General features: G+C 34.4%; 18 protein-coding genes. 17 read left to right on the forward strand and 1 reads right to left on the reverse strand.

All coding sequences use genetic code 11. From position 1 onward, the window contains the following. Nucleotides 1-32: 32 nt before the first annotated feature. From ACODST_RS18740 to ACODST_RS18760, 5 genes are all read left to right on the forward strand, one after another. On the forward strand, nt 33-731 hold the full coding sequence (locus ACODST_RS18740; RefSeq protein ID WP_488933670.1) for an ABC transporter ATP-binding protein: 699 nt from the start codon (nt 33-35) through the stop codon (nt 729-731). Continuing rightward, nucleotides 721-2,001 carry an ABC transporter permease gene (locus tag ACODST_RS18745; RefSeq protein ID WP_488933620.1) on the forward strand — a complete coding sequence of 427 codons (1,281 nt, stop codon included), beginning with the start codon at nt 721-723 and terminating at the stop codon, nt 1,999-2,001. The genes ACODST_RS18740 and ACODST_RS18745 overlap by 11 nt, the downstream gene beginning before the upstream one ends. Next, the gene (locus tag ACODST_RS18750) at nt 1,976-2,425 is read left to right on the forward strand and encodes an acyl-CoA thioesterase (RefSeq protein WP_488933621.1); all 450 of its coding nucleotides are present in this window, start codon (nt 1,976-1,978) and stop codon (nt 2,423-2,425) included. The genes ACODST_RS18745 and ACODST_RS18750 overlap by 26 nt, the downstream gene beginning before the upstream one ends. 209 nt (nt 2,426-2,634) lie before the next feature. Beyond that, on the forward strand, nt 2,635-3,774 hold the full coding sequence (locus ACODST_RS18755) for a beta-ketoacyl-[acyl-carrier-protein] synthase family protein (protein ID WP_488933622.1): 1,140 nt from the start codon (nt 2,635-2,637) through the stop codon (nt 3,772-3,774). 3 nt (nt 3,775-3,777) lie between these two features. Next, nucleotides 3,778-4,359 (forward strand): Fic/DOC family protein, encoded by a 582-nt coding sequence (locus ACODST_RS18760; protein ID WP_488933623.1) that lies wholly within the window; start codon nt 3,778-3,780, stop codon nt 4,357-4,359. Here the strand turns inward: ACODST_RS18760 and ACODST_RS18765 are convergent. Further along, nucleotides 4,330-4,515 carry a hypothetical protein gene (locus ACODST_RS18765; protein WP_488933624.1) on the reverse strand — a complete coding sequence of 62 codons (186 nt, stop codon included), beginning with the start codon at nt 4,513-4,515 and terminating at the stop codon, nt 4,330-4,332. The genes ACODST_RS18760 and ACODST_RS18765 overlap by 30 nt on opposite strands. Nucleotides 4,516-4,539: 24 nt before the next feature. Here ACODST_RS18765 and ACODST_RS18770 point away from each other — a divergent pair, with 24 nt between their 5' ends. From ACODST_RS18770 to ACODST_RS18825, 12 genes are all read left to right on the forward strand, one after another. Beyond that, a complete protein-coding gene (locus tag ACODST_RS18770) occupies nt 4,540-5,157 on the forward strand; it encodes a 3-oxoacyl-ACP synthase (RefSeq protein ID WP_488933625.1) in 618 nt (205 codons plus the stop codon). Nucleotides 5,158-5,159: 2 nt separating this feature from the next. Continuing rightward, entirely contained in the window at nt 5,160-5,417 is a 258-nt protein-coding gene (locus ACODST_RS18775) for a phosphopantetheine-binding protein (protein ID WP_068841663.1), read from the forward strand. Between the two features lie 132 nt (nt 5,418-5,549). Continuing rightward, nucleotides 5,550-6,749: a beta-ketoacyl-[acyl-carrier-protein] synthase family protein gene (locus ACODST_RS18780; RefSeq protein ID WP_488933626.1), complete on the forward strand. Its 1,200-nt coding sequence runs from the start codon at nt 5,550-5,552 to the stop codon at nt 6,747-6,749. After that, nucleotides 6,749-7,813: a beta-ketoacyl synthase N-terminal-like domain-containing protein gene (locus tag ACODST_RS18785; RefSeq protein WP_488933627.1), complete on the forward strand. Its 1,065-nt coding sequence runs from the start codon at nt 6,749-6,751 to the stop codon at nt 7,811-7,813. Before ACODST_RS18780 ends, ACODST_RS18785 begins: the two co-directional genes overlap by 1 nt. Next, nucleotides 7,810-8,586 carry a polysaccharide deacetylase family protein gene (locus tag ACODST_RS18790; RefSeq protein WP_488933628.1) on the forward strand — a complete coding sequence of 259 codons (777 nt, stop codon included), beginning with the start codon at nt 7,810-7,812 and terminating at the stop codon, nt 8,584-8,586. The genes ACODST_RS18785 and ACODST_RS18790 overlap by 4 nt, the downstream gene beginning before the upstream one ends. A gap of 125 nt (nt 8,587-8,711) precedes the next feature. Further along, nucleotides 8,712-9,338 carry a flexirubin biosynthesis/transport protein LolA2 gene (gene lolA2, locus ACODST_RS18795; RefSeq protein WP_488933629.1) on the forward strand — a complete coding sequence of 209 codons (627 nt, stop codon included), beginning with the start codon at nt 8,712-8,714 and terminating at the stop codon, nt 9,336-9,338. Continuing rightward, on the forward strand, nt 9,304-9,939 hold the full coding sequence (lolB2, locus tag ACODST_RS18800; protein ID WP_488933630.1) for a flexirubin biosynthesis protein LolB2: 636 nt from the start codon (nt 9,304-9,306) through the stop codon (nt 9,937-9,939). Before lolA2 ends, lolB2 begins: the two co-directional genes overlap by 35 nt. A 37-nt stretch (nt 9,940-9,976) precedes the next feature. Beyond that, complete coding sequence (locus ACODST_RS18805; RefSeq protein WP_488933631.1) at nt 9,977-10,567, forward strand: porin family protein; 591 nt, start codon at nt 9,977-9,979, stop codon at nt 10,565-10,567. Next, nucleotides 10,567-11,184: an outer membrane beta-barrel protein gene (locus ACODST_RS18810; RefSeq protein ID WP_488933632.1), complete on the forward strand. Its 618-nt coding sequence runs from the start codon at nt 10,567-10,569 to the stop codon at nt 11,182-11,184. The genes ACODST_RS18805 and ACODST_RS18810 overlap by 1 nt, the downstream gene beginning before the upstream one ends. Nucleotides 11,185-11,196: 12 nt before the next feature. Then, entirely contained in the window at nt 11,197-11,568 is a 372-nt protein-coding gene (locus ACODST_RS18815; RefSeq protein WP_488933633.1) for an ApeI family dehydratase, read from the forward strand. A 2-nt stretch (nt 11,569-11,570) separates the two neighbouring features. Beyond that, on the forward strand, nt 11,571-12,056 hold the full coding sequence (locus ACODST_RS18820) for a hypothetical protein (protein WP_488933634.1): 486 nt from the start codon (nt 11,571-11,573) through the stop codon (nt 12,054-12,056). A gap of 18 nt (nt 12,057-12,074) precedes the next feature. Then, nucleotides 12,075-13,259: a DUF2062 domain-containing protein gene (locus ACODST_RS18825; protein ID WP_488933635.1), complete on the forward strand. Its 1,185-nt coding sequence runs from the start codon at nt 12,075-12,077 to the stop codon at nt 13,257-13,259. Nucleotides 13,260-13,386 lie beyond the last annotated feature (127 nt).

Consider the following 13,386-nt stretch of genomic DNA (forward strand, 5'->3'; position numbering starts at 1 on the left):
AATCCCTGTCGAAAAAGTACAAAAATGCAGAAATGTATTCTTTGAACAATGTTTCGCTGGACATAAACGAAGGACAGATTTTTGGGCTGCTTGGTCCAAACGGTGCCGGAAAAACCACTTTAATCTCCATGCTCTGCGGATTGATAAAACCAACTTCGGGACATTTTTCCATTGATGGTTTGGATTATCAGCATCATGCTTCAAAAATTAAAAAAATTATAGGTGTTGTGCCTCAGGAATATGCCTTATATCCTACTCTTACAGCCAGAGAAAATCTGCTTTACTTTGGAAGCATGTACGGCTTAAAAGGAAATGATTTAAAAGACAAAGTAATCGAAGCTTTAGATCTTTTAGGACTTTTAAAATTTGCCGATAAACAAGTGCAGACTTTTTCGGGCGGAATGAAACGCCGTGTTAACCTGATTGCAGGAATCCTGCATAATCCAAAAGTTTTATTCTTAGACGAACCAACCGTTGGTGTTGACGTTCAGTCTAAAAATGCAATTATCGATTATCTAAAAATATTAAACCAAAACGGAACAACCATTATTTATACTTCTCATCATTTGGCTGAAGCCGAAGATTTCTGCAGCAATATTGCCATCATTGACCAAGGACAAATTTTTACTAAAGGAACGCCTTCCAGCTTAATTAATTCTGTTGAAGATGCCCGAAATCTTGAAGATGTTTTTATTTCATTAACCGGTAAAGCTTTAAGAGATGCTATATAAAATCTGGATGTCGGTTCTAAAAGAATTTTTACTGCTTAAACGTGATTTAGGCGGATTGATCATTCTGTTTCTAATGCCTTTGGTTTTGGTTATCACTGTGACTTTAATTCAGGACAGTACTTTTAAAACGGTAAGCGATTCTAAAATTCCAATCTTATTAGTAGACAATGACAAAGGTACTGTCTCAAAGACCGTTTTTGACAATTTGGAAAAAAGCAGTTTGTTCAGCGTTGTGACGCAAATCGATAATCAACCCATTACAGAAGATATTGCCAGAGAATATGTTTATAAAGGAAAGTATCAATTGGCAATTGTAATCCCAAAAAATCTAAGTACCGATCTACAGGCTAAAGTAGATCAGAATGTAGAAAAAATTGTCAGTAGTTTAGGTCTGACAGACAGTGTTGCTCAAAATGAAAAAAGAGTTATAAAAGAGAAGGAAGTAAAATTATACTTTGACCCGGCGGTGCAGATGAGTTTCAAAAATGCAGTCATGAATTCTATCGACAAAATGATTTCGCAAATTGAAACCAAATCTATTTACACTACTTTTCAAAATCAATTAGGCGAAGGAACTACTGATTTTGAACAGAAAAGTTTTATTACCTTTAAAGAGATCATTCCGAGAATTAACAATAAAGAGGTACTTCCAAACTCCGTACAGCACAATGTTCCGGCCTGGACACTCTTTGCGATATTTTTTATTGTGATCCCGTTGTCTATCAACATTGTAAAAGAAAAATCACAAGGAACTTTTGTCCGATTAAGAACCAATCCTGTTTCTAATTTAGTGGTGATAATCGGAAAAACCATTACCTACTCGATCATTTGTATGATTCAGTTTTATATGATGGTTGCCGTTGCCGTGTTTTTATTTCCGTCTATCGGACTGCCGTCTTTAAATATCGAAGGTCATTTATTTTTAATGAGTGTCGTTGCTTTATTTTCAGGTTTTGCCGCTATAGGATTCGGTATTCTATTAGGCACTGTTGCCAGCACTCAGGAACAGTCGGCTCCGTTTGGTGCTACCAGTGTTATTATTCTGGCAGCCATTGGAGGGGTCTGGGTTCCGGTTTTTGCCATGCCCAAAATCATGCAGTTTATTGCCAAATCATCACCCATGAACTGGGGATTAGAAGCCTTTTACGATGTTTTATTACGCAGTGTTTCTTTCCTGGAAATCATCCCAAAAATAAGTTTGTTATTTTTGTTTTTCATTATTACAACCTCCATCGCATTATTTTATGATAAAAAGAAAAGAGCAGTTTAACGAGGCTACAGACTTAACCGTTACACACGAAATCAGGATTCGCTTTAATGAAACAGATCCGCTCGGAATCGTCTGGCATGGCAACTATATCACTTATTTTGAAGATGGACGTGAGGCTTTTGGACGTGAACATGGTCTTACTTATCTGGATATTGCCAAAACGGGTTATACAACACCCATCGTAAAATCGACCTGTGAGCATAAATTGTCTTTGCGTTACGGCGATGTGGTAACGATTGAAACCACTGTTGTTGATACACCAGCGGCAAAAATGATTTATCGTTTTAAAATTATTGATGATAAAGGCGAAATTGCCTGTACAGGCGAAACAACCCAGGTTTTTTTAGATGCAGCAGGAAATTTAATGCTGACGAATCCTCCTTTTTATGAGGAATGGAAACGAAAAGTAGGATTGTTGAAATAGAACACGAATTTCACTAATTAACACGAATTAAAAAATAAAGCATACAGGATCTGTTTCCTGCAAGGTTTCCAAAACCTTGTAGGTATAAATAATAAATAATCTGTTCAAATCTGTAAAATCTGCGTGAAATCTTTTTTTCAGACAAAGCTTAAAACAAAACATACCTACAAGGTTTTAAAAACCTTGCAGGAGAAATCGAGAATCATAAAATGTTAAGAGAAATATACATTACAGAAACCAATTGCATCACACCTTTAGGTTTTGATGTTGAATCAAATGTGGAAGCGATTCTTCGCGGTGATCCCGGTATTCAGCTTCATGATGCTGTTTCTTTGATGCCCAATTCATTTTATGCTTCAATTATTCCTAATGAAAAACTCAACAGTGCTTTTACTAAAGTCAGCACTGAAACCAAATATTCCCGTTTAGAGAAAATGATGATTCTGGCTTTAGAACCTGTCATCAAAAAATCGGGTGTTGAATTAAATTCTAAAACCGCTTTTATACTTTCAACCACAAAAGGAAATATAACCGCTTTAGAAAATGATTCTGAAGAAAGTTTTAATAATGCACATTTAGATGTTTTAGCCCAAAACGTTGCCAATTTCTTCGAATTTCAAACACAGCCCATTGTAGTTTCAAATGCTTGTGTTTCTGGAATTTTAGCCGTTTCTGTTGCCAAAAGAATGATTCAATCCGAGCTTTATGATAACATATTTGTAGTTGCCGGAGACGAAGTTTCAGAATTTGTTTTGTCTGGTTTTAATGCATTCCAGGCCATGAGCGAACTGCCATGCAAACCCTATTCTAAAAACAGGACCGGAGTAAGTTTGGGCGAAGCAGCAGCCGCTGTTTTAGTTTCGGCGGAAGCCAAAAACGCCAAAATAAAAGTAATTGGCGACAGTTCGATAAACGATGCCAATCATATTTCAGGTCCGTCGAGAACGGGTGAAGGTTTGTTCAGAAGTATTCAGAATGCTTTAAAAGAAGCGCAGATTGAAGCCAATAAATTAGATTATATTTCAGCTCACGGAACGGCAACTCCTTATAACGACGAAATGGAAGCGATTGCCCTGAACCGTATAGGATTACAAAATGTTCCCGTAAATAGTTTAAAAGGTTTTTACGGTCATACCTTAGGTGCTTCAGGACTATTAGAAACGGTAATTGCGATAGAATCTGCTAATAAAAACACACTTTTTGAATCGAAAGGTTTTGATGAAATTGGGGTTAGTGAAGCTATTAATGTGATTGAGAAAAATCAAGAGGCAAATATTGAATGTTTTTTGAAAACAGCTTCCGGATTTGGGGGTTGTAATACGGCTGTGGTTTTTGAAAAGATGAAATGAGAGATGGAAAATCAAACTAATTGGACACCTTTTCCTGATGATAATTTGTTAGGCTTAACGGATAAAAATCAAATTAATGAATTTGAAGCAACTGGTATAGCCAAGGCCGAACTGTATACTTTTGAATTAGATATTGATGTTGATATATCTACAACACTTATTTTAGAAATCCATAAAATTGCTTTTGAACAACTTTATGATTGGGCTGGAAGATGGAGAACAACCGAAGTTTCGGTAGGGCAATTAATCCCACCAAAACCCACTTTTGTTTTACAAGCAATGTATCAGTTTTTGGACAATTTAAATTTTAAAATTTCCATTTCAAAAAATTTAGATGATCATATTGAGTGCTTAGTTTATGCTCATTATGAGTTTATAAAAATTCATCCTTTCAATAATGGAAATGGAAGAATGGGAAGGATTTTAATGAATCTTATTGCACTAAAATTTGGATACCAGCCTTTAGAATTATATCACAGGGAAGGTGAAAGCAGAAAATTTTATATTAGCGCAATGAAAGCTGCCGACAATGGTGATTATAAATTATTAACCGAATTAATTAGTGAAGAATTGATTTCCTTTTAATTCTTTTTCTTTTAAAATAGTATCAACAATTTTAATAACCTTGCTTTTAGAAACTTGCTGGTCTTCTAAAGACATTGTAGAAAATACAGTATCAGCCAGAACTTTAGACAAAAAGCTCTTGTTTTTTAATTGTGGATATTTTTCGTAGAATTTCATAACTTGGCAAAGTTACAAAAACAAATGACTCAAAACAAAACCTACATACAATCCTACATCACCATTCAAAACAACGAAATTGTTTTGAACGGAACTTCTGTATTCAAAACTGAACCAACCGATTTTGCTGATTTTTCTAAACAAGCCTATCGTAATTTTGAAATGCAGTATCCGAAGTTTTTCAAAATGGATGCTTTGAGCAAACTGGCTTTTTTAGGATCAGAATTACTTTTGAGTCCGATAACTTCTAAAGAAGAAGAAAATAATATCGCATTGGTTTCGGCTAATAAATCGTCGAGTTTAGATACCGATGTAAAATATCAGGAATCAATTTCAGATAAAGAAAACTATTTTCCGAGCCCGGCGGTTTTTGTTTATACGCTGCCAAATATCTGTCTGGGCGAAATAAGTATCCGTCATCAGCTGAAAAGTGAAAATTCTTTCTTTATATTTGACACCTTTAACACAGAATTTATGTCTAATTATTCCAATATTCTTTTGAATACGAATAAAGCAGATATGGTTTTGTGCGGCTGGACAGAGTTTTTTAAAGACGATTATAAAGCTTTTCTTTGCACCATCAGCAAGGAAGAAAATACCATATTTACAAACGAAACTATCAATACATTATACAATAAATAAGCATGGAAGCATTAAAAGAAGAATTGAAAAACAAAATTATCACGACTCTAAACCTTGAAGATATCGCAGTTGAAGACATTGCTGATAACGATCCTTTGTTTGGAGATGGTTTAGGTTTAGACTCAATTGATGCACTTGAACTAATCGTGATTTTAGATAAAGATTACGGAATTAAATTAGTAGACCCGAAAGAAGGAAAAACGATTTTCCAGTCTATTGAAACTATGGCAGCGTACATCAGCGCCAATAGAACGAAATAAATTGTAGATTTTAGACTTTAGATTTTAGATTTCCAACTGGAATCTAAAATTTAAACTGTTTTAAAATCCTTCAACTTTGTCAAAGTTTTAAACTTTGACAAAGTTCCGAGAATCTAAAATCATAAATCTAAAATGACAAAAGGTGTTGCAATAACGGGAATGGGAATTATTTCTGCGATTGGTAATTCGGTTGAGGAAAACTATATTTCTTTAATCGAAAACAAAATCGGGATTTCTCGTATTCAAAATATTTCAACTGTTCACGCAGATGTAATCAAAGTTGGTGAAATCAAAAAGACCAATGAAGATCTTATCGGTGAACTGAAATTAAACGACGATAATAATTTTTCGAGAACCGCGATGATTGGTACTTTGGCAGCAAAACAAGCTGTCGAAAATGCCGGCATTACCTCTATCAATGAATTTAGAACGGGACTTATTTCGGCTACAAGCGTGGGCGGAATGGACATGACAGAGAAACATTATTACGATTATTTCGAAAAACCAGAATTGGTAAAATATATTACCTGTCATGATGGTGGCGATGTTGCGGATAAAATTGCCGAAGAATTGGGTTTAAAAGGAATGGTTTCGACTATCAGTACAGCTTGTTCATCGGCAGCCAATTCTATTATGCTGGGTGCGAGATTAATCAAAACTGGAAAACTGGATCGTGTTATTGTAGGCGGAGCCGATGCTTTATCCAAATTCACTATCAACGGATTTAAAACTTTGATGATTTTATCTGACGATTATAACAAACCTTTTGACAATAACCGTAAAGGATTAAATCTTGGTGAAGCGGCAGCATTTTTAGTTTTAGAATCGGATGAGATTGTTGAAAAGCAAAACAAAAAAGTGCTGGCAAGAGTTTCTGGTTACGGAAATGCAAACGACGCTTATCACCAAACCGCTTCTTCAGAAAATGGAGATGGCGCTTATCTGGCAATGAAAAAAGCTTTTGAAGTTTCGGGTTTAAAACCTTCTCAAATTGATTATATCAACGTTCACGGAACTGCAACGCCAAATAACGATTTATCTGAAGGAAGAGCTTTACGCCGAATTTACGAAGATGAAAAAGTTCCTGATTTTAGTTCTACAAAACCTTTTACAGGCCACACTTTAGCAGCAGCAGCAGCAATTGAAGCCGTTTACAGTGTTCTGGCGATTCAGAATAATGTGGTATACCCAAATTTGAATTTTGAAACACAAATGGAAGAATTCGATTTGACACCGCAGACTACTTTAAAAAATGCAACCATCGAACACGTTTTATCGAACTCTTTCGGGTTTGGAGGAAACTGTTCAACCCTTATATTTTCAAAAAGCTAATGACAAAAAAAACATATGTAAATGGAGTAGGCTGTATTTCGACTCAAAAAACATTTGATACTGTTTTTTTGGAAGAAGCCAATGTAAATCACGATGAAAATGTGCTGGCAATTGTAACGCCGGCATACAAAGAATATATTTCTCCGGCCGCAAGCCGAAGAATGGCAAAAGGCGTTAAAAACGGAATTGTAGCTTCTGCCCTGGCCATGAAAGATGCCAATGTAGAAAATGTCGATTCCATTATCACCGGAACAGGTTTAGGATGTATCGAAGATTCTGAAAAATTCCTGAAAAGTATTTTAGATAATAAAGAAGAATTTTTAACACCGACTTCCTTCATTCAATCGACTCATAATACCGTTGGTGCTCAGATTGCACTTTTACAGCAATGTAAAGGTTATAATTTTACGTATGTAAATGGTGCCGTTTCTTTTGAATCGGCTTTGATTGATGCTAAAATGCAGATCGAAGAAGAGGAAGCCAATTCTATTTTAGTAGGCGGTGTTGACGAAAACGGTGATTACACCACTGCTCTTTTCAAATTAAACGGACGCATTAAAGCCGATAATACTGCACCTTACGATGTGCTGACTTCTAAAACAAACGGTGCCGTTTATGGTGAAGGTGCCAGTTTTTTTGTTTTAGAAAACGAAAGAAAAGACAATACGTACGCTGAACTTTTAGATGTCGCCATTATTAATACGCTGGAAGTTAATGAAGTTGAAACTGAAATAAAATCGTTTTTGAAATCGAATAACTTAGAAATTTCAGATATTGACGCTCTGGTTTTAGGTTTTGACGGAAACGTCAATTTTGAAAATTATTACAGAAATCTGGCTGAAAATGCTTTTACACAGACTCCTGTTTTATATTACAAACATTTGAGCGGCGAATATGATACCGCCTCGGCTTTTGCTTTCTGGATGGCTTGCAAAATTTTAAAAACGCAGGAAGTTCCTGAAATCGTAAAAGTAAATTCCGTTACAAAACCAGCTTATAAAACCATTTTATTGTACAATCAATTAAGCGGAAAAAATCATAGTTTTACATTGCTGTCTAAATGATAACGCATAAAAAAGTCACCATTTTTTTTATCTCCTTATTACTTTTTTTATTTTTATTAAAAGCTGATAAAGGAATTAATGAATTATGGTTTTTAGTGGTTGTTTTACCTTTTCTTGCAATTAATATTTATGGCACAGCAAGAATTTCATCTAATTACATTGTAAAAGCTTTCTGTAATAATCCGTTAGAAAAAGACAAAAAAATCGCTTTAACTTTTGATGACGGGCCAAGTATTTACACTTTGCAAGTTTTAGAACTTTTGAAAAAATACAATGCAAAAGCGACTTTTTTCTGCATTGGAAAAAACATTGAAACTCACCCGGAAATTCTTCAGAAAGTTATTGATGAAGGGCATTTAGTTGGAAATCATTCGTATTCTCATTCTAAGTTTTTTGACTTTTATACGACCCCAAACATAACCGAGGAAATTCAAAAAACAGATAAGCTTCTAGAGAAATTCACCTCAAAAAAAATCAATTTTTTTCGTCCACCTTATGGAGTTACAACGCCATCGATTGGAAGAGCTTTAAAAATAACTGGTCATAAAGTAATTGGCTGGAATATCCGTTCACTTGACGGAGGAACAAAAAATCAGGAATTGATTTTAAACCGAATTACAAAACGGGTTTCTCCCGGCGGAATTGTACTTTTGCATGATACAGGCCAGCACTCGGTTTCAGTACTGGAACAGTTTTTGCAATTTTTACAGCAAAATAATTATCAGGTCGTTTCGATCGAAGAACTTTTGAATCTTAAAGCTTATGAAAATTGAACGCAGATGAAACAGATTCGCTATCGCGAAGACGCGGATTTAAACGGATTTTTATTAAATAAAATAATCTGTGTGAATCTTTTTAATCAGTGGCAAAAAAACTTAAGCACAATTTTTGACAAAATATGAAAACTAAAATAGCGCTGCTAATTCTTTTTATTTCAGGTAGTTTGTTTGCCCAGGAGCAAAAAATGACAACTGCAGAAATTACCCAGTTTAAAGAAGACGTAAATGTTGTATCCAAAAAAATCAAAACCCTGAGTACTGATTTTGTTCAGTACAAACATTTGGATTTTCTTTCTAAAGATATCGAAACATCAGGCAAAATGGTTTTTAAAGAACCATCCCTTCTACAATGGCAGTACAAAAAACCATACAATTACAGTATTACTTTTAAAAACGGAAAAATCCTGATTAACGACGAAGGAAAGAAAAGCGCTGTGGATATCGGCGACAGCAAAATTTTTGCCCGAATCAATAAATTAATCGTTGGAAGTGTTAGTGGCAATATGTTTGATGATAAAGAATTTACGATTTCATATTTTAAACTAAAAGGACAGAATCTGGCGAAATTTATTCCGAAAGATGCTACGCTGAAAAAATACATTAAACAAATTGAACTGACTTTTGACAAAGAAGAAGCAACTGTCGTTCAGGTAAAACTTTTAGAATCTTCTGAAGATTATACCCGAATTGTACTTAAAAATAAAGTGATCAATGCAAAAATCGACGATTCAGTTTTTACTAATTAACTGCCTTCTGGCAATTGTTTTAATTTCTTGCGGCTCAGTCACAAAAAATTATACACCCAAAAAATTAGATAAAACATCTTATGAAGTTCCTTATTTTGCTGATTCAAAAACTGACTACGTTTATAAAACCAACATCAGTGTTTACGGAAATGAATTATCAGGAATTTTTATTGCAAAAAAAATAAACGACACTACGCACAGAGTCGTTTTTACCACAGAATTTGGAAATAAATTAATGGATTTTGAAATCTCCGAAACTGATTTTAAAGTCAATTCGATTGTATCAGAATTAGATCGAAAAATATTGATTAATACTTTAAAAGAAGATTTTCGTCTGCTTTTAAAGAAGGAATATACAATTCAGGAACAGTTTGAAAACGAATCAGCTGAAATTTATAAATCGGAAGGCGGCAAACGCGATCACTATCTTTTCATCTCTAAAAAAGATCAAAAATTAGAAAAGATCGTCAGTGCATCTAAAACAAAAGAAAAATTTACGCTCTTTTTCAATTCAGAAAATAATATTTTTGCTGAGAAAATTCAGATTATCCATCAAAATATCAAGCTCAAAATCGAGCTGAACTATTTTAAATCGGAATAGAAAATTAAAGTAACCATAAAATTAAACTAATCAAAAGATGAAAAAAATAACCTTAATTGTATTCGTTTTATTTATCGGTCTTGTAAAATTGCAGGCACAGGTAAAAGTCAGCCCCGGACTAAGAGGCGGTTTAAATTTATCAACTTTAACCAATATTGATGATAATAGAAGTAAAACTGATTTTTATGTTGGAGGGTTAGTCAATATTAAATTTAACCGATATTTTTCGTTACAGCCTGAGATAACATATTCCAGACAAGGTGACGAAGGGAGATATTTCGAAAACGGCCGTTATTATTCTGAAAAGTATGAGTTAAATTACCTGACACTGGGTGCCGTTGCAAAATATCATTTTGGAGGTAAAGGTTTTCATATTTTAGCAGGTCCGTCTTTGGATATAAAAGTCAGTGACAATTATATCAACAGCAATCCTGAAGGTTTTGACTTTGCTCTTGTCGCAGGAGTTGGTTATACACTGCCAAACGGATTAACATTTGAAGCCAGAATCAAACAGGGATTCGTAGACATTTACGGATATGATGGTGTTGACGATGATTATTACTATGATGATGTAATCTTAAATCAGGTTTTTCAAATTGGGATTAGTTACACTTTTAAAACAAAATAATGTATAAAAAGAAAGCAGTTATTGCCGTATTCCTTTTTTTTGCCTTCCTAAACATACAGGCACAGGTCTTGTTTAAACCCGGATTAAGAGCAGGTTTAAGCCTTTCGACCATTTCAGAAATGCATGCCGATTACAGACCTGATTTTTATTTTGGAGGTTTTGGCGAAATAAACTTAACCAAAAAATATGCGCTTCAGCCCGAAATAAGCTATATCAAACAAGGATCCAACAACGTGGCCCGAAATTATTTTGACCCTGTTACCCAAACTGACGGAGTGGTATATCAGGATTTAAGACTGGATTATTTATCTTTTTCCATGATCAACAAATTCACATTCGGGCAGGGTTTTCAGGTTTTGTTTGGTCCGTCATTAGATGTCCGTTTAAATGACAATTTAGTACGAAGAAAGAATTATAATGACTTTGCCTTTAACTTAGGACTTGGATATCGTATGTCCTCTGGTCTTGCTTTTGATGTTCGCTTTAAAAAAGGTTTCCTGGATATTCTGGATAGTGATTACTATACCAACGATTCCAATAATCACTATTTATTTGGTGATTACAATACAAATGTCAATTTTCAAATAGGTGTTTCGTACTCTTTTGATACGAAATAAAAAAATAAAAATATGGTTTTAAAAGACTTTTACAAAGTACTTTCAGAAGAGAAAACAGGCGATACTAAATATAATATTCGTATATTAGTTAATGCCAATCATGAGGTTTTTAAAGGTCATTTTCCTGGAAACCCAATTATGCCGGGCGTTTGCATGATTCAGATTATTAAAGAACTTTCAGAGTCTATTACTCAAAGTTCACTGATGATACAAACCCTTTCGAATGTAAAATTCATGGCATTGATTAATCCGGAAACTAATCCGGAACTGCGTTTAGAACTTGACATTACAACCACAGAAGATGATTTGGTAAAGGTGAAAAACACCGCATATTTTAACGACACCGTTGCGCTTAAATTAAGCAATACGTATAAAAAAATATAATTATGAAATTACTAGTATCACTACTTCTATGGATAAATTTTGCCAATACACCCGATTTGGCTTCTATCCGAAAAATCTACCCTGATGTTGCAAAATCAGAAGCAAATGCCAAAGAATTTACAGAAAAACTTTCTGGCGTTACCCACAACGATGAGAAAATTTTAGTAGCCTACAAAGCTGCTTCTATTCTGGTAGATTCTAAATTTGAAAGCATAATGGGAAGTAAAATTTCCCGCTTTAAAGAAGGTGCGAAACTTCTCGAAGCAACGATCAAAAGCGATCCCAGTAATATTGAAATGCGAATGATCAGACTGAGTATTCAGGAAGATGTTCTGGCAATTACAGGATATAAAAAAAATATTAAAGAAGATAAAAAATTCATCACTACTTATTATGCAGCGCAGAGCGGTGCTTTAAAAGAATATCTAAAAGACTTTGTTTTACAGTCTAAAAGTTTCTCCGAAAAAGAGAAACAGTTTGTAAAATAAGCTCATGAAAAATTCTCAATGAAACCCATTTTATCACAGCAGGAACTGCTCGATTCAACTTCTTTCTGCGTTATTGTTCCCACTTACAATAATCAGAAAACATTAAAAAGAGTGCTGGATTCTATTTTAGATTTCACTTCAGATATTATCATTGTCAACGACGGTTCTACTGATGAAACAGCAGAAATTTTAAAACAATATTCGCAGCTGACTCAAATTCACCACCCAAAAAATCTGGGAAAAGGAAGAGCGCTGCGAAATGGTTTTAGAAAAGCTGCTGAGCTAAATTTTGAATACGCCATAACGATTGACTCTGACGGCCAGCATTTTGCTTCTGATATCCTTAATTTCATTGAAGAAATTCAAAAAGAGCCTAACGCTCTTTTAATCGGCAGCCGAAACATGACACAGGAAAATATTCCTAAAAAAAGTAGTTTCGGAAATAAATTCTCCAATTTCTGGTTCAAATTTGAAACCGGAATTAAACTCGATGATACACAATCCGGTTTCAGACTGTATCCGCTTCGACTGCTTCCAAAACGATTTTACACCAATAAATTTGAGTTTGAAATCGAAGTAATCGTCCGGTCGGCATGGAAAGGAATTACCGTTAAAAATATCCCGATTCAGATTTTGTATGACCCGGCAGAACGTGTATCCCATTTTCGTCCTTTCAGAGATTTTACCCGAATCAGTATTTTAAATACCGTCTTGGTTACCAATGCCCTGCTGTATATCAAACCTCGCGATTTCTTTCGACGGGCAAAAAAAAAAGGGTTTAAAAAATTCTTTCTCGAAGATATTTTAGAAAGCAATGACTCGAATTTTATAAAATCGGCCTCGATTGCTTTAGGAATTTTTATCGGAATTTCTCCTTTCTGGGGATTTCAGACCATACTTCTTTTTACTTTCGCAGCTCTGTTCAGGCTCAATAAAGTAATTGCTTTTTTGTCTTCCAATGTGAGTTTTCCTCCGTTTATTCCGCTTGTAATCTATGGTTCACTAAAAACGGGAAGTTTGTTTATTTCAAGTGATGCACCGCTGATTTTGGACAGTTCCGCCACACTTGACGATATTCAAAAAAACGCTGCACAATATATCGTTGGAAGTCTTATTTTAGCAACCGTTTTAGCACTATCAGCAGGATTAATAAGTTATTTGCTTTTAACGGCTTTTAGTTCTAAAAATAAAACGAATATTTAAGTTAAGTTTGCCACAGATTAAAAGGATTTAAATGATTTTCAATCTATGTCAATAGCCGCAAATTCACGAATCATTATAAATTTTAATTAAAGTAATTCGTGAATTCGCAGCGAAAAAAAATAAAATT

The sequence above is a fragment of the Flavobacterium sp. FG19 genome (genome assembly GCF_057809475.1).